At 69.8% G+C, this 24,017-nt stretch carries 16 protein-coding genes; 13 read left to right on the forward strand and 3 right to left on the reverse strand.

Features of this window, described 5'->3' with window-relative positions:
* Window positions 1-263: 263 nt before the first annotated feature.
* Window positions 264-1,184 (reverse strand): peptidylprolyl isomerase, encoded by a 921-nt coding sequence (locus AC3B5T_RS18155; RefSeq protein ID WP_010840946.1) that lies wholly within the window; start codon window positions 1,182-1,184, stop codon window positions 264-266.
* A gap of 259 nt (window positions 1,185-1,443) precedes the next feature.
* On the opposite strand from AC3B5T_RS18155, the gene AC3B5T_RS18160 reads away from it, so the two are divergent.
* Window positions 1,444-2,184, forward strand: coding sequence for an MBL fold metallo-hydrolase (locus tag AC3B5T_RS18160; RefSeq protein ID WP_055474648.1), 741 nt, complete (start codon window positions 1,444-1,446; stop codon window positions 2,182-2,184).
* The gene (hisS, locus tag AC3B5T_RS18165; protein WP_014926620.1) at window positions 2,181-3,446 is read left to right on the forward strand and encodes a histidine--tRNA ligase; all 1,266 of its coding nucleotides are present in this window, start codon (window positions 2,181-2,183) and stop codon (window positions 3,444-3,446) included. Before AC3B5T_RS18160 ends, hisS begins: the two co-directional genes overlap by 4 nt.
* Before the next feature lie 5 nt (window positions 3,447-3,451).
* Here hisS and AC3B5T_RS18170 read toward each other — a convergent pair whose 3' ends face one another.
* Both AC3B5T_RS18170 and ypfJ read right to left on the reverse strand, forming a co-directional pair.
* The gene (locus tag AC3B5T_RS18170) at window positions 3,452-5,125 is read right to left on the reverse strand and encodes a DUF885 domain-containing protein (RefSeq protein WP_055474647.1); all 1,674 of its coding nucleotides are present in this window, start codon (window positions 5,123-5,125) and stop codon (window positions 3,452-3,454) included.
* Entirely contained in the window at window positions 5,122-5,976 is an 855-nt protein-coding gene (gene ypfJ, locus AC3B5T_RS18175; RefSeq protein ID WP_055474646.1) for a KPN_02809 family neutral zinc metallopeptidase, read from the reverse strand. The genes AC3B5T_RS18170 and ypfJ overlap by 4 nt, the downstream gene beginning before the upstream one ends.
* A gap of 195 nt (window positions 5,977-6,171) precedes the next feature.
* On the opposite strand from ypfJ, the gene aspS reads away from it, so the two are divergent.
* The 11 genes from aspS to AC3B5T_RS18230 all read left to right on the forward strand — a co-directional run bounded on the left by aspS (window position 6,172) and on the right by AC3B5T_RS18230 (window position 24,008).
* On the forward strand, window positions 6,172-8,004 hold the full coding sequence (gene aspS, locus AC3B5T_RS18180) for an aspartate--tRNA ligase (RefSeq protein ID WP_055474645.1): 1,833 nt from the start codon (window positions 6,172-6,174) through the stop codon (window positions 8,002-8,004).
* 21 nt (window positions 8,005-8,025) lie between these two features.
* The gene (locus tag AC3B5T_RS18185) at window positions 8,026-8,178 is read left to right on the forward strand and encodes a hypothetical protein (RefSeq protein ID WP_488357802.1); all 153 of its coding nucleotides are present in this window, start codon (window positions 8,026-8,028) and stop codon (window positions 8,176-8,178) included.
* Complete coding sequence (locus AC3B5T_RS18190; protein WP_055474644.1) at window positions 8,175-11,660, forward strand: transglutaminase family protein; 3,486 nt, start codon at window positions 8,175-8,177, stop codon at window positions 11,658-11,660. Before AC3B5T_RS18185 ends, AC3B5T_RS18190 begins: the two co-directional genes overlap by 4 nt.
* Window positions 11,657-14,365 carry a circularly permuted type 2 ATP-grasp protein gene (locus tag AC3B5T_RS18195; RefSeq protein ID WP_055474643.1) on the forward strand — a complete coding sequence of 903 codons (2,709 nt, stop codon included), beginning with the start codon at window positions 11,657-11,659 and terminating at the stop codon, window positions 14,363-14,365. The genes AC3B5T_RS18190 and AC3B5T_RS18195 overlap by 4 nt, the downstream gene beginning before the upstream one ends.
* Window positions 14,362-15,267 carry a transglutaminase family protein gene (locus tag AC3B5T_RS18200; protein WP_084817182.1) on the forward strand — a complete coding sequence of 302 codons (906 nt, stop codon included), beginning with the start codon at window positions 14,362-14,364 and terminating at the stop codon, window positions 15,265-15,267. The genes AC3B5T_RS18195 and AC3B5T_RS18200 overlap by 4 nt, the downstream gene beginning before the upstream one ends.
* A gap of 148 nt (window positions 15,268-15,415) precedes the next feature.
* Window positions 15,416-16,591 carry a hypothetical protein gene (locus AC3B5T_RS18205; RefSeq protein WP_035716982.1) on the forward strand — a complete coding sequence of 392 codons (1,176 nt, stop codon included), beginning with the start codon at window positions 15,416-15,418 and terminating at the stop codon, window positions 16,589-16,591.
* A gap of 7 nt (window positions 16,592-16,598) precedes the next feature.
* Window positions 16,599-17,984, forward strand: coding sequence for a replication-associated recombination protein A (locus AC3B5T_RS18210; RefSeq protein WP_010840957.1), 1,386 nt, complete (start codon window positions 16,599-16,601; stop codon window positions 17,982-17,984).
* Window positions 17,985-18,105: 121 nt separating this feature from the next.
* Window positions 18,106-20,781, forward strand: coding sequence for an alanine--tRNA ligase (alaS, locus tag AC3B5T_RS18215; protein WP_014926630.1), 2,676 nt, complete (start codon window positions 18,106-18,108; stop codon window positions 20,779-20,781).
* The gene (gene ruvX / locus AC3B5T_RS18220; RefSeq protein WP_014926631.1) at window positions 20,781-21,242 is read left to right on the forward strand and encodes a Holliday junction resolvase RuvX; all 462 of its coding nucleotides are present in this window, start codon (window positions 20,781-20,783) and stop codon (window positions 21,240-21,242) included. The genes alaS and ruvX overlap by 1 nt, the downstream gene beginning before the upstream one ends.
* Window positions 21,229-23,124, forward strand: a complete 1,896-nt coding sequence (gene mltG / locus AC3B5T_RS18225; protein ID WP_488357803.1) for an endolytic transglycosylase MltG — start codon at window positions 21,229-21,231, stop codon at window positions 23,122-23,124. The genes ruvX and mltG overlap by 14 nt, the downstream gene beginning before the upstream one ends.
* Window positions 23,121-24,008, forward strand: coding sequence for a shikimate dehydrogenase (locus AC3B5T_RS18230; protein ID WP_488357805.1), 888 nt, complete (start codon window positions 23,121-23,123; stop codon window positions 24,006-24,008). The genes mltG and AC3B5T_RS18230 overlap by 4 nt, the downstream gene beginning before the upstream one ends.
* The last annotated feature ends 9 nt before the right edge of the window (window positions 24,009-24,017 follow it).

Genomic DNA, 24,017 nt, shown 5'->3' on the forward strand with positions numbered 1-24,017 from the left:
AAAGAACCTCATAACCCCTGGTCCCTGAGGTGCGAGGAGCGATAGCGACGAGCCTCGAAGGGCCTGGCGAGGCATCTCACCATGCCCTTCGTGGCTCGCTTCGCTCGCACCTCAGGGAGCAGAGGGGTTTGCCAGCGGCAACTCTCAGGGAGCGAAGGGGTTTGCCAGCGGCAACTCTCAGGGAGCAGAGGGGTTTGCCAGCGGCAACTGCTCAGGGAGCAGAGGGGTTTGCCACCGGCAACTCAGGATCAGAGGCTCGGCGACTACTCGATGGTGGCGGTCTCGATGGTCACGGGGAGTTTGGGCTCGCCGTCGCCGGGCTGACTGCCGACCGGGCCGGGGTTGATGCCGCCGGCGTAGACCTTGTCGAGCACCGCGAGTCCGGGCTCGTCGACCTTGCCGACGATCGAGTAGTCGGGACCGAGCTCGCTGTCGTTGATGACGATGAAGAGCTGGCTCGACCCGGTGTTCGGGTTCTGTCCGCCCTGGCTGCTGTTGGCGATCGCGATCGTCCCGCGGGGATAGATCACGGGCTGCGAGCCGGTCATCGGATCCGGCTGGCCGACCTTCTGCAGGTCGGTCGGCGGCTCGTCGGGACTGGTCCAGCCGGGCCCGCTCATGCCGGTGCCGGTGGGGTCGCCGCACTGCAGGATCTTCAGCTTGTCGCTGGTCGTCATCCGGTGGCACGTCGAGTCGTCGTAGAACTTGTTCTCGATCAGCGAGGTGACCGCCGCGGTGTTGCACGGCGCGCCGTCGCGCTCGAGTGTGATCGGCAGGTTGCCCTGGGTGGTGGTGAAGAGGGCCTGCTCGGTGCCCGACTTGAGGACCCGCTCGTCGGGCTTGGGGGAGGTCCGCTCGTTCTTCGCGGCCGCTTTCAACTCGTCGAGTTCGGCCTGATACTGCGGGCGCTGATCAGCCGGGACGGTGTCGGGCACCTGATCGGGCAGCTGGTCGAAGCGGCTCGGGGAGTCCTCGTAGGCGCAGGTCGTCCAGCGTGCGGCCTCACGGTCGTCCATGATCTTCTTCACCACGACGGCCGTCACGCCCGCGACCACGGCCACCACGACGGCGGTCGACACCGAGGCGATCACGATCTTCCGCTTGCGCCGGGCGAGGCGCTCGGTCTCGAGGCGTTCTTCGAGCTTCCGCTTCGCCGCCTCACGGCGCTCCTCATTGCTGGACACGCGGGTGAATCCTCCTGAATCCCGGCACGAGGTGCCGATCTGCTGCCCGCACGGAGTGCCGATCTGCTGCACCGCACGGAGTGCCGACGGTCTGTCGGCATGGCAGTGCCGACATCGTCGTGGATGTCACTTACTCGGGGGCAAGTGTGCCAGTTGTACCTGAGAACAGGGTGCGGCGGGTGGCGAGCCATGCCGCCTACGCAACAATGGACTCTCGACGTGTGTGCGTCGTCCTGTCCGCGCCGACCCGAGGAGCATCATGCTCATCACCGGATTCCCCGCCGGGATGTTCCAGACGAACTGCTACATCGTCGCCGCCGAGGCGGGATCAGATGCGGTGATCATCGATCCGGGACAGGACGCGGCTCCCCGGGTCCGGGAGTTGCTGGCCGAACACGACCTCACCCCGGTGGCCGTCCTCCTCACGCATGGTCACCTCGACCACACCTGGAACGCCACGCAGCTGTGCGACGAGTACTCCATCCCGGCCTACATCCACGCCGCGGACCGGCCCATGCTCGCCGATCCCGGCCTGGGCATCGGACGCGCGCTGGGCGCGATGATCGGGGACGAGGTGTTCACCGAGCCGGAGAAGGTCATCGAATTCTCCGACGGTGAACCGGTGGAGCTCGCCGGGATCTCGTTCTCGGTCGACCTCGCGCCCGGACACACGCAGGGCTCGGTGCTGCTCGGTGTCGAGGTCGACGTGCCGGGCGAGGCCCGCGACCAGGCCGGACCCGACACGCCCGCGGTGGTCCCGGTGTGCTTCTCCGGTGACGTACTCTTTGCCGGGTCGATCGGTCGGACCGACCTGCCCGGTGGCAACCACCAGCAGTTGCTCGACTCGATAGCGGCGAAGCTGTTGCCGCTGCCCGCTGAGACACTGGTGCTGCCCGGGCACGGACCCCAGACCACGATCGGCCAGGAGAGCGCGAGCAATCCCTTCCTGGCCGGACTCGACAGCCAGAGCGCACGACCGAAGGGACGACACGGACTGTGAGCGGAGCATTTCAGGCCCCCCGGGGCATCCCGGACTACTTCCCGCCGAACTCGGCGGACTTCCGGAGGGTCCGGGACACGCTCACCGACGCGGCGCGTCGCGCCGGCTACGGGCACATCGAACTCCCGGTGTTCGAGGACACCGCGCTGTTCGCGCGTGGGGTCGGCGAGTCGACCGACGTGGTCAGCAAGGAGATGTACACCTTCGCCGACCGCGGCGACCGGTCGGTGACGTTGCGTCCGGAGGGCACCGCGGGGGTGGTGCGGGCAGTGATCCAGCACGGCCTCGACCGCGGTCAGCTCCCGGTGAAGGTCTGTTATGCCGGGCCGTTCTTCCGCTACGAGAAACCGCAGACCGGTCGCTACCGTCAGCTTCAGCAGGTGGGCGTCGAGGCGATCGGCGTCGACGACCCGGCGCTCGACGCCGAGGTCATCGCGATCGCCGACGAGGGGTACCGGCGCCTCGGTCTGACGGGATTCCGGCTCGAGATCACCTCGCTGGGTGACGACGAGAGCCGTCCGCGATATCGAGAGGCGTTGCAGGAGTTCCTGTTCGGACTCGACCTCGACGAGGCGACCCGGGCGCGCGCCGAGATCAACCCGCTGCGGGTCCTCGACGACAAGCGTCCGGAGATCAAGGCGGCCACCGCGGGTGCGCCGCTGCTCATCGACTACCTGTCCGACGACGCGAAGTCGCACTTCGATCTCGTCCTCGCCCACCTCGACCGGCTCGGCGTCGTCTACGAGATCAATCCGCGCCTCGTCCGCGGCCTGGACTACTACACGAAGACCACCTTCGAATTCGTCCACGACGGGCTCGGTGCGCAGTCGGGCATCGGCGGTGGCGGGCGCTACGACGGTCTCATGCGACAGCTCGGCGCCAAGCAGGACCTCTCCGGTATCGGCTTCGGGATCGGCGTCGACCGGACCATGCTCGCGCTGGAGGCCGAGGGCGTCGCGGGTACCGAGGCGGCGCGCTGCCAGGTCTTCGGGGTACCGCTGGGCTCGGCGGCAAAGGCCGAACTCGTCGGTGTCGCAGGCACTCTGCGCGCCGCCGGGATCAGTGTCGACCTCGCCTACGGCGATCGCGGCCTCAAGGGTGCGATGAAGGCCGCCGACCGCTCGGGTGCGCGGCTGGCCCTGGTGCTCGGGGAGAACGAACTGGCCGAGCGCCGGCTGGAGATCAAGGACCTGGGCAACGGCGAACAGCACCGGGTGGCCCTCGACGATGCGGTCGCCGAGGTCCGTCGCCTCCTGGGCTGAGAACGTCAGTCGTCGGGACGGCCGACGACCTCGGCCGCGAGTACGTCCAGGGACACACCGCCGAGAGCCAGTGCGCGCGAATGGAAGTCCTTGAGGGTCCAGTCCGGGTGGAGGCGGAGCGCGTCGGTGCGGGTCTGTTCCCAGACGCGCTGGCCGAGCGCGTACGAGGGGGCCTGACCGGGCCAGCCCAGATAGCGGTCGAGCTCGAAGCGCAGCACCGAGTGGTCCATCGCCACCGACGAGGTCAGGAACGTCCAGGCCTTGTCGGCGTCCCAGATCCCGCCGCCGAGGGACTCCGGCGCGGGCAGACGGCAGTGCACGCCGATGTCGACCACGATACGCGCGGCCCGCAGCCGCTGGGAGTCGAGCATGCCCATGCGATCACCCGGGTCCTCGAGCCAGCCGAGCTCGTCCATCAGCCGCTCGGCGTACAGGGCCCAGCCCTCGCCGTGTCCGGAGGTGAAGGAGGCGAGCTTGCGCCAGGAATTGAGGTCCGGGTCGACGATCGCCGAGCCGAGCTGCAGGTGATGTCCGGGGACGCCCTCGTGGTAGACGGTCGTCTTCTCCTGCCAGGTGTGGAAGACGGTCTGATCGTCGGGTACCGCCCACCACATCCGGCCCGGCCGGGACAGATCCTCGCTGGGCTGGGTGTAGTAGATGATGCCGGTCGACGACGGGGCGAGCCGGCATTCGAGCCGGGACAGCCGGGCCGGCAGGTCGAAGTGGGTGCCCGCGAGGCCGGCGACGGCCGCGTCGGAGGTCGCCTGCATCCAGTCGACGAACTCGCCGCGATCGTGGATCTGATACTGCGGCTGGCGATCCAGCCAGGCGAGCGTCGCCGGCACGCCCTGTCCCGGGAGCAGTCCCTCGGCGATCTCCTGCTGCTCGGCGACGATCTGCTGCAGCCGGGTCATCGCCCACGCATAGGCGTCGTCGGGGTCGGCGTCGGCGCCCAGATACGCCGGCAGGTGCAGCAGGTACCGGTCGCGGCCGACGGCGTCGTCGTCGACGGCGTGATCGAGAACCTCGGTGCGCAGGTAGTGGGCGAACGTCCCGAACGAGGTGCGGGCGGCGTCGAGCGCGGTGGCGAGCGTGCCCGCCAGCGCCGGGTCGGCCGCAATCGGCGCCGTGTTGCCGCCGATGCCGTCGGCCGCCGAATCCGCTTGCCGGGCGACGGCCTCCACCTGCCGGCGTGCCGGCCGCGGACCGTGCCGGAGCCGGTGGGCCAGACCGTCGACGACGCCGGTGAGCGAAGCCGGGATCGCGGTGAGCCGGGACAGGAAGACCTCGCGTTGTTCGCGGGTGTCGGTCGGCATGAGGTCGAAGACGTCGCGCAGTGCCTGCAGCGGCGACGCGATGACGTTGCATTCGCCGATGTGCTCGCCGGCCTCGGCGAGCGCGAGTTCACGACGCAGCGAGGCGCTCATGGTGGCGACGGTGACGCGGTCGATGGCATCGGCGACGTCGGCGCGCGCCAGGGCGGACAGGGTGCCGGCGGCGACCTCGGCGCGTTCGGCGCACCCCTGCGCCGAGAAATCGGTCATCCGGTCGTCGTGCTCGCCGTGACCGATCTCGGTGGCGAACAGCGGATCGAGCGTGCACAACCGGTCCAGATGCGCCTCGGCGATCGCGTCGACGGCGGTGGGCTCGCGCGCGCCCGCGGTGTCGGTGGCGTTCACAGGGCGTCGGTGGCGAACGTGTCGCAGCGATCCGGGTCGCCCGCCTGATAGCCGATGGTGAACCAGCGGGTGCGCTGCGCGGCCGAACCGTGGGTCCAACCCTCGGGATTGGAACCCGGACCCTGGATGGTGTCGTCGCCGATGGCCTTCGCGGTCTGGATCACGGTCGCGATCTGTTCCTCGGTGATGGGCGCCAGCAGCGCGTCGGGACCGTCGTCGGCGTGGTGGGCCCACACCCCGGCGAGGCAGTCTGCCTGCAATTCGACCCGGACCGACCCCGATCGCGGTCCCTCCGAACCCATCCGCTGTCCCTTCGCGAGCGCGCCGGTGAGGTTCTGCACGTGGTGCCCGTACTCGTGGGCCACGACGTACTCCTGCGCGAGAGGTCCGTCGCTGCCGCCCATGCGGCGGAGCTGGGCGAAGAACGTGGGGTCGAAGTACGCCGTCGAATCGGCGGGGCAGTAGAACGGGCCGGTCGCCGAACTCGCCGAACCGCAACCGGTGTTCACCGCATCGGCGAAGATGACCGTCTGCGGCGCCTGGTACTCGGGCCAGAGGTCCGACCACACCGTGTCGACGCTCACGGTGGTCGCCTTGATCCGGCAGATCGTGTTCTCATTGGCCATCTCGTAGGTGCACGAGTCCAGCTGCTGCTGGATCTGTGCCGCGTCGGACGACGTCCCGGGCGCCGGACCACCGCCGCCGAGCAGGTCGCCGGGATTCACGCCGAAGAACAGCGCGACGATCGTGATGAGGAGCCCCGCGCCACCGCCCAGCGCGATCCGGCCCCCGCCGCCCCCGCCGCCGGAGACGTTGCCGGTGTCGATCGATCCGCTGCCTTGGAAGGTCACGCGGCCATTCTGGCACGATCGGCACCCGCCCCTCGTTGGTTGAGCAGCTGAGGAGCGAAAGCGACGAGCCGTGGCGAAACCTGTTTCGGTGAGGCAGCGCCGGTATGCGATTGACGCCTCGGGGCACGGATACGGCACCATGGACACCTGGTCTGCGTTTCCGCCGGCCGATTTCGACTCCGGGAAGGATTCTCAGTGCTCCGCACGCATTCCGCAGGTTCGCTGCGCCGCGCCGACGCGTCGCAGACCGTCACCGTCGCCGGGTGGGTCGCACGCCGTCGCGACCACGGTGGCGTGGTCTTCATCGACCTGCGCGACGCCACCGGGCTGGTCCAGGTGGTATTCCGGGACGAGTCGGTCGCACCGGCCGCCCACCGGCTGCGCGCCGAGTACTGCGTGGCGGTGACCGGCGTCGTCGAGGTGCGCCCCGAGGGCAGCGAGAACCCCAACCTGAGCTCCGGCGAGATCGAGATCAACGCCGTCGAGCTCGAGGTCCTCAACGAGTCGGCGCCCCTGCCGTTCCAGCTCGACGAGACGCCGGGCGAGGAGGCGCGTCTGCGCCACCGCTACCTCGACCTCCGGCGCGAGGGGCCGAGTGCGGCCCTGCGTCTGCGCTCGCGGGCCAACGCGGCCGCGCGTGGCGTGCTCGCCGCGCACGACTTCACCGAGATCGAGACGCCCACGCTGACCCGGTCCACGCCGGAAGGGGCCCGGGACTTCCTGGTCCCGGCGCGCCTGCAGCCGGGCACGTTCTACGCGCTACCGCAGAGCCCGCAGCTGTTCAAGCAGCTGCTGATGGTCGCCGGCATGGAGCGCTACTACCAGATCGCGCGTTGTTACCGCGACGAGGACTTCCGGGCCGACCGGCAGCCCGAGTTCACCCAGCTCGACATCGAGATGAGCTTCGTCGACCAGGACGACGTCATCGCGGTCGCCGAGGAGATCCTGGTCGCGCTGTGGAAGCTCATCGGGGTCGACATCTCGACCCCGATCCCGCGGATGACCTACGCCGACGCGATGCGCCGCTTCGGTTCGGACAAGCCGGATCTGCGCTTCGGGATCGAACTCGTGGAATGCGCCGAGTACTTCAAGGACACCCCGTTCCGGGTGTTCCAGTCCCCGTACGTCGGTGCCGTGGTCATGTCGGGCGGGGCGTCGCAGCCGCGTCGCCAGCTCGACGCGTGGCAGGAGTGGGCCAAGCAGCGCGGTGCGCGCGGTCTGGCGTATGTGCTCGTCGGTGAGGACGGCACGCTCAGCGGGCCGGTCGCCAAGAACCTGTCCGAGGAGGAGCGCTCCGGTCTGGCCGCTCACGTCGGCGCGAAGCCCGGCGACTGTGTCTTCTTCGGTGCGGGAGAGGTGAAGTCGACGCGCGCGCTGCTGGGCGCCGCCCGCGGCGAGATCGCCTCGAAGCTGGGTCTGATCAAGGACGGCGACTGGGCGTTCACCTGGGTGGTCGACGCGCCGATGTTCGAACCGGCCGCCGACGCGACCGCTTCCGGCGATGTGGCACTCGGGCATTCGGCCTGGACCGCGGTGCATCACGCGTTCACCTCGCCCAAGCCGGAGTCGATCGACGCCCTCGAGTCCGATCCCGGCGCGGCCCTGGCCTACGCCTACGACATCGTGTGCAACGGCAACGAGATCGGCGGCGGATCGATCCGTATCCATCGCCGTGACGTGCAGGAGCGGGTCTTCGAGATCATGGGCATCGGCCACGACGAGGCGCAGGAGAAGTTCGGCTTCCTGCTCGATGCCTTTGCCTACGGCGCACCGCCGCACGGCGGCATCGCCTTCGGCTGGGACCGCATCACCGCGCTGCTCGCCGGTGAGTCGTCCATCCGCGAGGTGATCGCCTTCCCGAAGTCGGGTGGTGGCGTCGACCCGCTGACCGATGCCCCGGCCGCGATCACCGCGCAGCAGCGCAAGGAATCGGGGATCGACGCCAAGCCCGCGCCGCGGGGCGGCGCCGGCCGGCCGGACAGCGAGCAGAAGGGTGCCGAGACGGGCGCCGAAGGTACCTCGGCCTGAGCCGAAATGCGGTGGCCGGACGTGAGTTCGGCCACCGCGGGTCCTTCCGCGGTGCTCGCCACCCGGCGCCTTCCGGTCATCTGTGATGAGATCTCCTCCATGGCGCACAGCGGTGGGACCGAGTCGGCTGCCGGGACCGTGGTGACACGCACCGGCGGGGAGGTCAGTCGGTGACGATCAAGGTCGCCCTCGAACACCGGACGGTGTACTCCTTCGACCGGCCGACCAGGATCTACCCGCACGTCGTCCGCCTGCGTCCGGCGCCGCACTCACGCACTCCCATCGAGGCCTACTCGCTCACCGTCGAGCCCGGTGCGCATTTCCTGAACTGGCAGCAGGACGCGTTCAGCAATTACCTGGCGCGCCTGGTGTTCCCGGAGCCGTCGAACTCCCTCGGGATCACCGTGAGCCTGGTCGCGGACCTCACCGCGATCAACCCGTTCGACTTCTTCATCGAGGACTGGGCCGAGTTCTTCGGGTTCGAGTATCCCGCGGAACTACGGCGCGACCTGGAGATCTTCCTTCGCCCGGCCGGTGTCACCGAAGGTGAATTCGCCGGTGCACCAGTACATCCGGAGATCGCGCAGTTCGCGGCCAAGCACCGTCCGGCCGGTCGTACGCGCGTCATCGACTTCCTCGTGCGCCTCAACGCGGCGGTCCGGGACGCCGTCGGCTACACGGTTCGTCTCGAGGCGGGCGTTCAATCACCGGAGTACACCCTGTCCAGCGCCATCGGGTCGTGCCGGGACTCGGCCTGGTTGCTGGTCGCCCTGCTGCGCGAACTCGGGTTCGCGGCGCGTTTCGTCTCCGGCTATCTCGTCCAGCTGACCTCGGATGTGAAGTCGCTCGACGGCCCGTCGGGTCCCGACGCCGACTTCACCGATCTGCACGCATGGACCGAGGTGTACCTCCCCGGTGCCGGATGGGTGGGTCTGGACCCGACGTCCGGGTTGTTCGCCGGCGAAGGGCACATTCCCTTGGCCGCCACCCCACACCCCGTCGGTGCCGCCCCGATCACCGGATCGACCGGTCCGTGCCACGCGACACTCGATTTCACCAACACGGTCACGCGGTTCCACGAGGACCCGCGCGTCACCTTGCCCTACACCGCCGAACAGTGGAACCGGGTGACCGACCTCGGTGCCCTGGTCGACGAGCGGATGGAACGCAACGACGTGCGCCTGACGATGGGTGGCGAGCCGACATTCGTGTCCATCGACAACCAGACGGATCCGGAATGGCGGACCGCGGCGGACGGCCCGCACAAACGGTTGCTGGCCGGACGGCTGGCCGGCCGTCTGCACCAGGCGTATGCCCAAGGTGGGCTGATCCGGCGCAGCCAGGGCAAGTGGTATCCCGGCGAACCGCTCCCGCGCTGGCAGCTCGAACTGATGTGGCGCGCCGACGGTCTGCCGATCTGGCGGGACCCGCAACTGCTCGCCGATCCGTGGGCGACGCCGGAACAGTGCGCGGCCGCGATCGAGACCGAGACCCACGGCCCGGATCCGGAGAACATCGGCGATGCCGGCCCCGCGCGGGAACTGCTCACCGCGTTCGCCGAGGCGCTCGGGCTCCCGGCCGGCCAGGTCGTGCCCGCCTACGAGGACCCGCTGGTGCGCATGCGCGAGCTCGCCGCGATGCCACCCGGTGATCCCGGGACCGACCCGACCCTGCCCGCCGCGCGGTCGTTCGCGCAGGCCGAGATCGCCGTCGACGCCGATTCGACGGAGGGCGACGACGACGAGAGCCTCGCGCCGGCAGTGGATTCCGTCAACCGCAGGCGAGCGCTGATCGCCCGGCTCGACGCCGCCGTCACCGAGCCGAGCGCCCACCTGTTGCCGTTGAGCCGGTCGGAGGACCGGACCGCGTGGCAGAGCGCGGTGTGGACGACCCGGCGAGGACGGATCGTGCTGACCCCCGGCACCTCGCCGGCCGGGTTGCGCCTGCCGCTCAACTCATTGTCGTGGGGTCCGGCGCCGACACTGTTCGAGGCCGACCCGTCCGCACGCCACGAGGACCTGCCGGCCGACCCGTCGGAGGCCCTGGGCCACACCGTGCGCGCGGTGGACCCCGCGCAGTTCCTCCCGCGCACGGCCCTCGTCGCCGAGGTCCGCGGCGGCGTGGTCCACGTGTTCATGCCACCGACCTCGACGCTCGAGGAGTACCTCGCGATCGTCGAACTCGTCGAGGACGCCGCGGCCGCGACATCGACGCCGGTCGTCGTCGAGGGATACGGACCGCCCGCCGATCCGCGCCTCGTCTCGTTGTCGGTGACCCCGGACCCGGGCGTCGTCGAGGTCAACATCCAGCCGACCCATGGTTTCGCCGAGCAGTCCGAACTGCTCGAATCGCTGTACGAGCACGCGCGACAGGTGCGCCTGGGCACGGAGAGTTTCGATCTCGACGGCAGCCACGGCGGCACGGGCGGCGGCAACCACATCACTCTCGGCGGCGTCACGCCGGCGGATTCGCCGATGCTGCGCCGCCCCGACCTGCTGGTGTCGATGCTGACCTACTGGCAGCGTCATCCCGCGCTGTCGTACCTGTTCTCCGGCCGGTTCATCGGCACCACGTCGCAGGCACCGCGCGTCGACGAGGGACGCGAGTCGGCGCTGTACGAACTGGAGATCGCCTTCGCCGAGATCGACCGGCTCGCGGTCAAGAACGCCACCGGCGGGCGATTCGACGGCGCGCCGCCCAATCCCTGGGTCACCGACCGGGCGCTGCGACACCTGCTGACCGACATCACCGGGAACACCCACCGGGCCGAGTTCTGCATCGACAAGCTCTACAGTCCGGACTCGGTGCGCGGCCGGCTGGGCCTGCTGGAACTGCGGGCCTTCGAGATGCCGCCGCACCACCGGATGGCGATGGTGCAGTCGCTGCTGGTGCGCAGCCTGGTGTCGTGGTTCTGGGAGAAGCCCTACCGTGCCCGGCTGATCCGCCACGGCGGTGACCTGCACGGCAAACACCTGTTGCCGCACTACGTCATCGCCGACATCGCGCTGGTCGCCGAGGAACTGCGCGAGGCCGGCTACCCGTTCGAGACCGCGTGGCTCGATCCGTTCACCGAATTCCGCTTCCCGCGTCTGGGGACCGTGCAGATCCGCGACCAGGAGATCGAGTTGCGCAGTGCCATCGAACCGTGGAACACGCTGGGGGAGGAGTCGACCGGAACCGGCACCGCCCGGTACGTGGACTCCTCCGTCGAACGCGTACAGGTGCGGGTCCTGGGCGGCGAGGACGATCGATATCTGCTGACCTGCAACGGGTTCCCGATCCCGCTGCGTGCCACGGGACGTACCGGCGAGCGCGTGGCCGGCATCCGCTTCCGGGCCTGGCAGCCGCCGAGCTCGCTGCACCCGACGATCACCATCGACACCCCGCTGACCTTCGACCTGATCGACACGGTCAACGGCCGGTCGGTGGGCGGCGCGACCTATCACGTCGTGCACCCCGGCGGACGCGCCTACGATCGTCCGCCGGTCAACGCCGTCGAGGCCGAATCGCGGCGCAACGGGCGGTTCGAGGCCGCCGGACACACCACGGGCACCGTCGACGTCGGACTGTTGCGCGAGCGGCAGTCCCGGCAGGCCATCGACTTCGGGGTGCCCGGAATCCTCGACCTCCGGCGGGCACGTACAGTTCTTCGGTGACCTCTTCGCCGGGCAGCGCTTCCGCGGTGTTCGACCGCTACCGCGCCGAGGGCCACACTCTCTTCGATCCGGGCCGGCCGCTCGACTCCTACGACGAACTCCTGGAACCCGGTGGGGAAATCCGCCCGGCATGGGCGGACCTGGCCCGCATCTACCAGCTGCGCGGACCCGACCGCCTCCGGGATTCCGCCGCCCGGCTAGCCGCCGCGGTGAGCGACGACGGCGTGGTCTACAACGAGTTCGACGGCCGCGACACCGTGACCCGCGACTGGGAGGTCGACGCGGTGCCGCTGGTCGTCGACGGCGTCGAGTGGGCCGAACTCGAGAAGGCCATCACGCAGCGTTCTATGCTGCTGGACCTGCTGCTGCGTGACCTCTATCGAGATCAGAAGACAATCGCCGCCGGACTCGTCGCGCCCGAGATGGTCTTCGGGCATCCGGGGTACATCCGCAAGGCCGCGCGCCTGGAGGTCGCCGGCCCGCATGCCTTGTTCCTGCACGCGGTCGACATCTCGCGAACCCCCGACGGCGAATTCGTCGCCTACCGCGATCGCACCCAGGCGCCGTCGGGCGTCGGGTACGCGATCGTCGGTCGCCGGCTGATGTCGAAGACCTTCCCGCAGCTGTTCCAGGCGTGCGCGCCACGGCCGATGGCCAACTTCGCCGCCACGATGCGGCTGGCGCTCACCGAGTACGCGCCGCCGGGGGTCGACGACCCGACGGTGGCGGTCCTCAGTCCGGGCAGCATGTCCGAGACCGCGTTCGACCAGGCCTATCTCGCCTCGGTGCTCGGCTTCCCGCTCGTCGAAGGTGCCGATCTCACCGTCCGCGACGGTGCGGTCTACATGCGATCGCTGGGCCGGTACAAGCGCGTGGACGTGTTGTTGCGGCGCGTCGACGCCGCCTACGCGGATCCGCTCGACCTGCGGACGGACTCCCAGCTCGGCGTCGCGGGCCTGGTCGAGGCGATCTCGCGCGGCACCGTGACGGTCCTCAACACCCTCGGCTCGGGCGTCCTGGAGAACCCGGCGCTGCACACCGTGCTGGAGCGTCTGGCGCCGGTCCTGCTCGACGAGGATCTGCGGTTGAGGTCGGTCACCACCCACTGGGCGGGAGATCGGCTGCAGCGCGGTCTGATCCGTGACCGGCTGGCCTCCCTGGTGCTGACCAACACGTGCACGGGGGAGGAGTTCATCGGTCCGCTGCTCGCCGCTGCCGATCGCGCCGAGCTCGACGCCCGGATCGAGGCGCAGACGTGGCAGTGGGTGGCGCGCGACCTCGAGGCGTTCTCGGTGGCCCCCACGGTCACCCCCGGCAGTGGTTCCGGCGGTCCACCGGCGACGCTGCGCGCGGCACCGGTGTCGGTCCGCGCCTTCAGCGTCGCGCAGGGTCCCGGCTACGCGGTGATGCCGGGCGGGTTGGGCGCGGTCCTCGCCGACGGGGTCGAGGGTGCTGCTCACCATGTGGTTGCCGCCAAGGACGTCTGGGTCACCAGCACCGAGGTGGGCGGGCACATATCGCGCCGTTCGGAGACGCGCGGCGAGCCGGCCGCCGAGGTCGCCGCGGGTGCGGCGGGGCGTCCGGTGACCCGTGAATACTCCGACGTCGCGGCCGCGGCCAGCCCTCGTGTGCTGGCGGACCTGTTCTGGCTGGGCCGCTACGGCGAACGGACCGAGCTGGTGACGCGACTGGCCAAGGTGTCCCGCGAGCGGTATCAGGACTTCCAGTACCGCCCGTGGATGTCGGGAACACCGGCGGTGCCGCTGCTGCTGCACGCCGTCGCCACGGTGACGGGCACCGCGCGCTACCTCGACACCGCCGATCTCCTGATGTCGGGATCGGACCGGCCGCCGTCGCCCGACCAGGTGAACGAGGCGATCGAGAAGATGGCCGACCTCACCGTGTCGCGGTCGGTGCCCGGGACCATCGCGTATTCGGTCGACCGGCTTCTGAGTACGGCCCGGGCGGTCCGGGATCAGATGTCGACCAGCACCTGGATGGTGCTCGCGCCCGTCGAACGGATCATGGCGAGCACGACCCGGCTGGTCGCCCGGTCGCGCACCGACGCCGACGCCGGTGTCGGCGACGCCGCACTCGATCTCGGACCCGACCTGGCCCGCGCACATGACGAGATCCTGCATGGCGTCCTGGCCCTCACCGGACTGCAGGCCGAGTCGATGGTGCACGACCCGGGCTGGATGTTCATGGACGTCGGCCGACGCATCGAACGGGCGGTCACCCTCGCCGACCTCACGCGCGCGATGTTCGCCGAGGCGCAGGACACCGACGTCGAGCAGACGCTGCTGGAGTCGTACCTGGTGGCCAACGAGTCGTCGGTCATCTATCGCCGCCGCAATCGCGGTCTGTACCAACCGGCCAGTGTCGCCGAGCTGTTGCTCTTCGACCCGACCAATCCGAGATCGATGATCTTCTGCCTGGAGCGGATGAACGCCGACCTGTCCTCGGTACCGGAGACCCTTCGGTCGGCCGGTGCCGAACGAGCCGTCCAGGACATGATCGCCGAGCTGCGTCGCGGTGACCCCGCCGACCTGGTGCGCGTCGACGCCGACCGCAGGCGCCCTGAACTCGTCGAACTGATGACGACGCTGCGCACCGGTGCCACCGAGCTCTCCGACCTGCTGACCCGGACCCGCTTCGCCACCCCGCGCCAGGCGCGACCGATCTGGGCAGGTGGGCAGTCGTGAGTTCGCGTGTCTACCGCGTGATGCACCGGACGAGCTACACCTACGACGACGACGTGTCGTCGTCGTACGGGCGTTGTCACCTGACCCCGCGCGACCTGCCGGGCCAGCGCGTGCACTCGACATCGCTGGAGATCGAGCCCGAACCCGACGACCGGTCGACCGGGCTCGACGTGTACGGCAACCACGACAGCTACTTCCACGTCCGGACCTCGCATCGCGAGCTGACCGTCACCGCGCGGTCGGTCGTCGAGGTGGATTCCGTGGACCCGGGTGTGCTCCTGAGCCCGGCGGCCCGGACGCCGTGGGAACAGGCACGACCCTGCGTCGTCGACGGCCGGGAGAGCGCCCTGGCTGCCGAATTCGTCCTCGATCTCGATCCGCCCGAGATCACCGACGCGGTCCGCGAGTACGCCGCCGGGGTCTTCACCCCGGGCCGTCCGCTCGTCGAGGCCGTCACCGACCTCACCTCACGGATCTTCGCCGACTTCACCTACCGGTCGGGTTCGACGGCCATCACCACTCGGGTCGACACCGTCCTGCAGCGGCGCGAGGGCGTCTGCCAGGACTTCGCGCGGGTCGCGATCGCCTGCCTGCGGTCGCAGGGCCTGGCCGCCAGGTACGAGTCGGGCTATCTCGCGACCGAACCGCCCCCCGGCAGAGAAAAGGTCTACGGTGCCGACGCCAGCCACGCATGGGCTGCGGTCTGGATGCCCGACGGCCGGTGGCTGCCCTTCGACCCGACCAACGACAAGCTGGTCGACGAACGTCACGTCACGCTGGCGTGGGGACGTGATTACGACGACGTGCCGCCGCTTCGCGGGGTCATCTACACCGACTCCACGAAGAGCCGCATCGACGTCTCGGTGGACGTCAGCCCGACGGATGGCCTCACGCCGGGCTGAACGGGGCACGGTCTGATGACCCACCTGGTGATCCGTTCTGCCGCAGTGTGTTCGGCAACCGGTTCGGCGATTTGTCAGCTGCGACGTGATACAGATGAACGAATATTGCTGTTGCGACATCGTTGCAACGGGTAGGTTGGTGGGCGACATGACGGTCATTACGGAAAGCCGCATCACCAGCGTGGTGCGGGCGGCAGAGGCGCTGCTGTCACACCGCGCCGGATCAGCAGTGGTCCTCGACGATCCCGAGGACCTCGGTGGCAGCGGACGCACGACGGTGGTGCGGGTCCGGGTCGCCCAGAATCCTCTGAGCCTGGACCGATCACTCGTGATCAAGGCTCTTCCCGAACACGAGGACCCGCAGGCCTTCCATCGGGAGATCGCGTCCTACAAGTACGCGACGGCGCTGCCGAACGAGTCACGCCCGGGCCCGCAGCTCATCGCGTCGGATCCGGACCTGCGCATCATGGTCCTCTCCGACCTCGGCCACGGCCGTTCGATGCTCGAGTATCTCGCCGGCGTCGACCCGGTCGAGACCTCCCGCGCGGTCAGCGCCTGGGGTCAGGCCCTCGGCCGGATGCACGCGGCGACGGTCGGCGGCGAAGGGGACTTCCTCGCGCTGCTGCGCCGCGGACCGTCGGGCATGCACGGACGCGACATCCTGCGCGACGAGGCACTGCGGTCGATCGACTCGGTGGTGGGGCACGCCGCGGCCCTCGACGTCGTGGTCCCGGACCGGGTGGTGGAATCCCTGCGTACCGCGGCCACGCTGTTCGACGAGGGCGACCACCGTGCGTTCAGTCCCTCCGACGTCGGTCCGGAGAACATCCTGCTGAACGACGACGGCGTGCAGTTCATGGACTACGAGTGGGGCGGATTCCGCGACGCGACCCTCGACATCGCCTACGCGGTCGTCACCATCACCGCGCAGCTGCCGCCCCGGGCCTCCGCTCGTGCCACCGACCTCGAGGTGTCGATGGTCGACGCCTGGCGCTCGGAGGTGCATTCGATCTGGCCGGCACTCGCCCACGAGCGGGAGATGCAGCGCAAGGTGCTGCTCGCCCGTCAGCTCTGGGTGTGGCTGTCGACGGTGTGGATGCTGCCGGGCGATCCGGAGGCCGATCACGCCGACGCCGACTTCGACGTGGCCGACTTCGGCGCGTCCGGTTTCACCCACGACTGGGCCCTGCACACGAACGACCCGCGCGTGATCGTCAGCCGCTGGACCGATCTCGCCGCCGCGGCGGGACGTGCGGGTGACGACGAGATCGCCGTGTTCGCGACCGCGATGGGCGTCGCGCTACAGCGCATCTGGCTGGCCTGACCCGCTCGTGGACGGACTGTTCGACCCACCCGACGACCCTCGGGCCGGCTCCGGTGGGCGTGGTGCCGCCGGGGGCCTCACCGCCCCGCCGTCTCCGTCGGCACCCCTGGCGGTCCGGATGCGGCCACAGACCCTCGACGAGATCGTCGGGCAGCAACACCTTCTCGGGACCGGCTCGCCGCTGCGGAAGCTGATCAGCGGTTCGGGCGCGGCGTCGGTGCTGCTCTACGGGCCGCCCGGGACCGGCAAGACCACGATGGCCTCGCTCATCGCGCGAGCCACCGGCGGCCGTTTCGAGGCCCTGTCCGCGCTGACTGCCGGGGTCAAAGAGGTACGTGCGGTCATCGACGTGGCCCGGCGCCGCCTCATCGGTGATGCCAGGTCCGGCGGTCAGCAGACGGTCCTGTTCATCGACGAGGTGCATCGGTTCTCCAAGACGCAGCAGGACGCGTTGCTCGACGCCGTGGAGAACCGCATCGTCCTGCTCGTCGCCGCCACGACCGAGAATCCGTCGTTCTCCGTGGTCGCACCGCTGTTGTCCCGATCCCTGGTGCTGCAGCTGCGGTCGCTGACCGATTCCGACATCCGGGAGGTGCTCACCCGGGCGGTCGCCGACCCGCGCGGGCTGGACGGCAAGGTCGAGGTCACCGACGCCGCCTATGACCACCTCGTCGCGGTGTCGGGCGGGGACGCGCGCCGGGCGCTGACCGCCCTCGAGGCCAGTGCCGACTCGACCGACCGCATCGACCTCGCCGACGTGGAGACCGCCATCGACCGCGCCGCGGTGCGCTACGACCGGGACGGCGATCAGCACTACGACGTGACGAGCGCGTTCATCAAGTCCATCCGTGGTTCCGACGTCGACGCCGCCGTGCACTATCTCGCGCGGATGATCGCGGCGGGGGAGGACCCGCGCTTCATCGCACGGCGCCTGATGATCCACGCCAGCGAGGACATCGGGATGGCCGACCCGACGGCCCTGCAGTCCGCGGTCGCGGCCGCCCAGGTCGTGAACCTCGTCGGGATGCCGGAGGCCAAACTGGCGCTCACCCAGGCGACCATCCATCTCGCGACGGCGCCGAAGTCGGCCGGTGTGGTCTCGGCCATCGGCGCCGCCCTCGCCGATGTCGAGTCGGGCAAGGCCGGCGCGGTTCCGGCCCACCTGCGCGACAGTCACTATCCGGGAGCCAAGAAGCTCGGCAACGGCGTCGCCTACCGATACCCGCACGACGACCCCGATGGTGTTGTACCGCAACAGTATCCGCCCGACGAACTCGTCGGCAGGGACTATTACGTCCCCACCGACCACGGTCTGGAGCGCGAGATCGGGCCGCGGGTCGCGAAGTTGCGGTCGATCGTGCGCGGCGCGGTCTCACGGCGCCGGTCCCGCTGACGGTCCGCGACGACGTCGTCGCGGTCGAGAGTCCCTCCGCTCTGCGGCGACCCGCCGACGGTAGTCTGGGATGTCGCGACATCAACGGCCGCTACCACCAACGGCGAGGACGAGACCCACAGTGCAGACGCATGACATCCGGAAGCGCTTTCTGGACCACTTCATCAAGGCCGGGCACACCGAGGTGCCGAGCGCTTCGTTGCTGCTCGACGATCCCAACCTCCTGTTCGTCAACGCCGGCATGGTCCCGTTCAAGCCGTTCTTCCTGGGTGAGCAGACCCCGCCCTACTCGCGGGCGACCAGCGTGCAGAAGTGTGTCCGGACCCTCGACATCGACGAGGTCGGCATCACCACCCGCCACAACACCTTCTTTCAGATGGCGGGCAATTTCTCCTTCGGCGACTATTTCAAGCGCGAGGCCATCACGTTCGCCTGGACGCTGCTGACCAACAGCGTCGAGGACGGCGGCTACGGGATCGACCCGCAGAAGCTGTGGCCGACGGTCTACCTCGACGACGACGAGGCCGAGGCAATCTGGCGCGACGAGATCGGTGTGCCGGCCGAGCGCATCCAGCGGCGCGGGATGAAGGACAACTACTGGTCGATGGGCGTGCCCGGCCCCTGCGGGCCGTGCTCGGAGATCTTCTACGACCGCGGACCCGACTACGGCGTCGAGGGCGGCCCGGAGGCCGACGAGGACCGCTACATCGAGATCTGGAATCTCGTCTTCATGCAGAACGTCCGCGGTCCCGGCGGCGGCAAGGACAACTACGAGATCCTGGGCCCGCTGCCCAAGCAGAACATCGACACCGGCATGGGCGTCGAGCGCGTGGCGTGTCTGCTGCAGGGCGTGGACAACGTCTACGAGACCGACCTGTGCAAGCCGATCATCGACCTCGCCGCGCAGCTGTCCGGGCGCGCATACGGTGCCGGTTCGCACGCCGACGACGTCCGGTTCCGCGTGGTCGCCGACCACGCGCGGACCTCGGCCATGCTGATCGGCGACGGTGTGCTGCCCGGAAACGACGGCCGCGGGTACGTCTTGCGTCGTCTGCTGCGCCGGGTCGTGCGGTCGATGCGTCTTCTCGGTACCGCCGACAATGAGCCCACCATGGGCGCGATCATCGGTAAGGTCATCGACCTGATGTCGCCGTCGTACCCCGAGCTGGAGACGCAGCGCCGGCACATCGTCGACGTGGCGGTGGGCGAGGAGACCTCGTTCTCCAAGACCCTCGCCGCGGGTTCGAAGCTGTTCGCCGACGCGGCGACCGCCACCAAGAGCGCGTCGCGCACGACCATCAGTGGGTCTGACGCCTTCACGCTGCACGACACCTACGGCTTCCCGATCGACCTGACCCTGGAGATGGCGGCCGAGGCCGGTCTCGCGGTCGACCAGGAGGGCTTCACCTCCCTCATGGCCGAGCAGAAGCAGCGCGCCAAGGCCGACGCCACCGCCCGCAAGACCGGACACGCGGACCTCAGTGTGTACCGCGACTTCCTCGACCGCGGGCCCACCGAGTTCACCGGTTTCGACGAGCTCGTGTCGGAGGCGCGGGTGCTCGGCCTCGTCGCCGACGGTGCCCGGCTGCCCGCCGCGTCCGCCGGACAGGAACTGACGGTCGTCCTCGACCGGACGCCGCTCTACGCCGAATCCGGCGGTCAGATGGCCGACGTCGGCACCATCACCACCGGCTCGGGTGTGCGCATGTCGGTCACCGACGTGCAGAAGGTCGGCAAATCGGTGTGGCTGCACAAGGTGCGCATCGACGAGGGCGAGATCGAGGAGGGCGACGAGGTCCTGGCTGCGGTCGACACGGCGTGGCGGCACGGCGCCACCCAGGGGCACTCGGGGACCCACATGGTCCACGCCGCGCTCCGCGAGGTCCTCGGCCCCGGTGCGACACAGGCCGGTTCGCTGAACCGTCCCGGCTACCTGCGTTTCGACTTCAATGCCACCGGTCCGGTGACCGAGGCCCAGCGCCGCGAGATCGAGGAGATCAGCAACGCCGCGGTCGAGGCGAACTACCAGGTCAACACATTCGAGACCGGGCTGTCCGAGGCCAAGGCGATGGGCGCGATGGCGCTGTTCGGCGAGAACTACGGTGACGTCGTCCGCGTCGTCGAGATCGGCGGGCCCTTCTCGATGGAGCTGTGCGGCGGCACGCACGTCGCGTCGTCGTCGCAGATCGGACCGATCACACTGATCGGAGAGTCCTCGGTCGGTTCCGGGGTCCGGCGCGTCGAGGCGTATGTCGGCATGGACTCGTTCCGATTCCTGTCGAAGGAGCGGGCTCTGCTCGCCGGCCTGGCCTCGTCGTTGAAGGTGCCGTCGGAGGAGGTGCCCGGGCGCGTCGAGCAGCTCGTCACCAAACTGCGCGACGCCGAGAAGGAACTCGAGCGGGTGCGTGCCGAAGCCGCGCGGGCCGCGGTGTCCGGTCTCCTCGACACCGCGACGACCGTCGGTGCCACCCTCGTGGTCGAGGGCCGGGTGCCGGGCCTGGACGCCAACGGGCTACGTTCGGTGGTGACCGACCTTCGTGGCCGGGTCGCCGACCGCCAGGCGGTGATAGCGCTCTTCTCGCCGAGCGGTGACGGGCCGGAGGCCAAGGTGCCGTTCGTGATCGCCACCACCGCGGCCGCCCGTGATGCCGGGATCAAGGCCGGCGACCTCGTCAAGGAGGTCGCGCCGCTGCTCGGCGGCCGTGGCGGTGGCAAGCCGGACCTGGCCCAGGGCGCCGGCACCGATCCGTCCGGGATCGACGCCGCGCTGATCCGCATCCGTGAGTTCGTCGCCTGATGCCCGACCCGCAAGCCCGGCCCGACGCTGCGCCGCGGACCCGAGGACGACTCCTCGGCATCGACGTCGGGAGCGTGCGGATCGGCGTCGCCGTGTGTGACCCCGACGGCATCCTCGCCACGCCGGTCGAGACCGTGCGTCGGACTCCCACGGGCGCAGACGATCTCGACCGGATCGCCGCCCTGGTCGCCGAGTACGAGGCCGTCGGCGTGGTCGTGGGGCTGCCGAAGACCCTCAAGAACACCGCGGGCGCGGCGGCGGAGACCGCGCGTGCCTTCGGGGACCGTCTCGCGACCCGGATCGACCCGGTGGCGGTGCACTGGCACGACGAACGTTTCACGACGGTGACCGCACAGCAGGCACTGCACGCCAGCGGCCGGACGGTGAAGTCCTCACGCGCGGTGATCGACCAGGCCGCGGCGGTCGCTATTCTTCAGGGGTGGTTGGATGCACGACGGTGAGTCAGGGGAGCCTCCGGTGACCGACGATCGGCGTCGCACACGCCACCGCGACGGCCAGGGCCGCCGCACCGAGGGCATGGACCCCGAGCGTCTGCGGTACTTCACCCAGCCGGCCGCCGGGTCCCCGCACACGCGGCACCGTCGGCGTCGGACCGGCCCGGAATCCGGGGACTCGGCCGGTCGTCGGCCGGCCCCGCCGCCCGTCCCGCCGGCCGAACAGGCGCGACCGGTCACCGGGACGCCCGGACCGCGCGCGACACCGGTCCGCATCCCGCCGGGACAGGCACCCACGCCGCCCCCCGCCCCGCCTCGACCGGCCCCGCCTCAGCGGCCGCGGGTCGATGACGACGTCGACACCGACTTCACGATGGCTCGCCCGGCCACTCCCGAACCGCCCGTCCGTGGCGCCCGCAACGAGGGATTCCGTTCTGCCCCCGCCGGATACGAATCCGCGGGGAAAGAGCAGGACGACTACGCCGACCCTGGCTACGGCAACGAGAACTACCGCGACGAACACCACGGCGACGAGCACTACCCCGAAGAGAGCTACGCCGAAGAGAGCTACGGCGACCCGCGCCAGGACCGGCCTGCCGACACCGCGCGTACGGTGCGCGACCCGGGCCCGGTCACCCCTGCACCCGTCCGGGAGGCCGAGGAGCACGACGACTGGTGGGCCGGGGTCGACGACGCCGAGGCAGCGCAGCAGACGCGCCGGGCTCCGCGCCGCAAGCGCAGCCGCGGGAAGCGTCGTGCGGTGCTGGCGATCGCGATCGTCTTCATGCTCGCGCTGATCACCGGCGTCGGCTACTACGGCGTGCGCGCGACCGGCCTGCTCGAGTCCCGCAAGGACTACACCAACGCCGCCGGTGCGGGCGACGTCGTCGTCGACATCCCGGACAACTCCACACTCGCCGACTTCGGCCGCATCCTCGTCGACGCCGACGTGGTCGGCAGCGTGCGGGCGTTCGTCGATGCCGCCGGCGGACAGCCGATCTCCGGCGGGCTGTACAAGATGCGCACCCAGATTCCGGCGACCACCGCCGTGGAGATGCTCACCGACGACGGAGCCGAGCACCGTGTCGGGCGAGTGGTGATCCCGCCGGGGCTGCAACTCGATTCGAAGACCGGTATCGACGGCAAGGTCACCCCGGGGATCTTCCAGCTGATCGAGAACGCCACGTCGTTCTCGGTCAACGGTCAGCAGGAGGGTGTGACCGTCGCCGACCTCGAGAAGGCCGCGGCCGAGGCCACGCCGGAGGAACTCGGCGTACCCGAATGGGCCCGTCAGAACGTCGCCGGGATGACAGGCGATCACCGTCGAATCGAAGGGCTGATCGCACCGACCACCTGGGAGCGCGTGGAACCCGATCACACCGCCACGCAGATCCTGCAGGAGATGATCTCCCAGAGCGGGTCGATGTTCGAGCAGTGGGGACTGCTGGACCGCAACAACTCCGGGCTCGAGCCGTACGAGACGCTGATCGCGGCGTCGATCGTGGAGCGTGAGGTCCGCCACGTCGAGGACGCGCCGAAGGTCGCGCGGGTCATCCGCAACCGCCTCGACCGCGACCAGCTGCTGCAGATGGACTCGACGCAGAACTACACCGCCGACATCACGAACATCGATGTGCACGGCGAGGCGTACAAGAACGACAACGAATGGAACACCTACCGCTACAAGGGGTTGCCGCCCACACCGATCGCGGCGGTGGGCGTACCGGCTCTCGAGGCGATGCTCGACCCCGCCCCGGGGGGCTGGCTGTACTTCGTCACCGTCGACACCGCCGGGACCACGTTGTTCGCCAACACCTTCGAAGACCACAAGCGCAATCGCGAGGTCGCCTGCCGCAACAAGCTGGTGGCCACGGGATGTAGTCAGTGACCAGCGGACCCGCCGTGAACACCGTGCCCGCCGACGTCCGTTCCCCGCACGGCGACCACCGTCGGGCCGCGGTCCTGGGTTCGCCGATCACCCATTCGCGGTCACCGCGCGTCCATCTCGCCGCCTATCGGGCGCTGGGGCTCGCCGATTGGCGGTACGACCGGATCGAGTGCACCGCCGAGCGCCTGCCGGAGATCGTCTCCCGCGCGGACGCCGACTTCATCGGGTTCTCGGTCACCATGCCGAACAAACGCGCTGCCCTCGACTTCGCCACCGAACGCACCGAGCGCGCGGAGTTGGTCGGGTCGGCCAACACCCTCGTCCGGGTGCCGTCCGGATGGCGCGCCGACTGCACCGACATCGACGGCATGTCGGGTGCCCTCAACGATCTCGCGATCGGTGCCGACATTGATTCCGGGACAACACCTCTCGCCGTGGTCGTCGGGGCGGGCGGAACCGCCCTGCCGACGATCATGGCGCTCGACGACGCCGGCGTCACCGACGTCGTGGTCGTCGCCCGAGACGCCGGGCGCGCCGCACCCGTCCTCGACCTCTGTGAACGGTTGGGCATGAGCGGCGACATCCTGCCCTTCGAACCCGGCGAGCCCCTCGACCGCCGGTGCCGCGACTCCGCGGTCGTCGTGTCGACCGTGCCCGCCCAGGCGGCCGCCTGCCTGACATCGGCGGTGGCGCGGGCGCGCAAGGTCGTGGACGTGATCTACGACCCCTGGCCGACGCCTCTCGCGACCGCGGTCGACGCGGCCGGCGGAACCGTCGTCGGCGGTCTGGTCATGCTGGTCAACCAGGCCTTCCGGCAGGTCGAGCTGTTCACCGGGCTCCCCGCGCCCCGCGAGGCGATGATCGAGGCCCTGAGCGCAGACTGACGCCTGGTC

This window comes from Gordonia sp. G4, from assembly GCF_057770005.1.

Coding starts and splice junctions, on each gene's coding strand:
- AC3B5T_RS18160 (WP_055474648.1), top strand. CDS start 1,444: ATGCTCATCACCGGATTCCCCGCCGGGATGTTCCAGACGAACTGCTAC.
- AC3B5T_RS18205 (WP_035716982.1), top strand. CDS start 15,416: ATGACGGTCATTACGGAAAGCCGCATCACCAGCGTGGTGCGGGCGGCA.
- ruvX (WP_014926631.1), top strand. CDS start 20,781: ATGCCCGACCCGCAAGCCCGGCCCGACGCTGCGCCGCGGACCCGAGGA.
- mltG (WP_488357803.1), top strand. CDS start 21,229: ATGCACGACGGTGAGTCAGGGGAGCCTCCGGTGACCGACGATCGGCGT.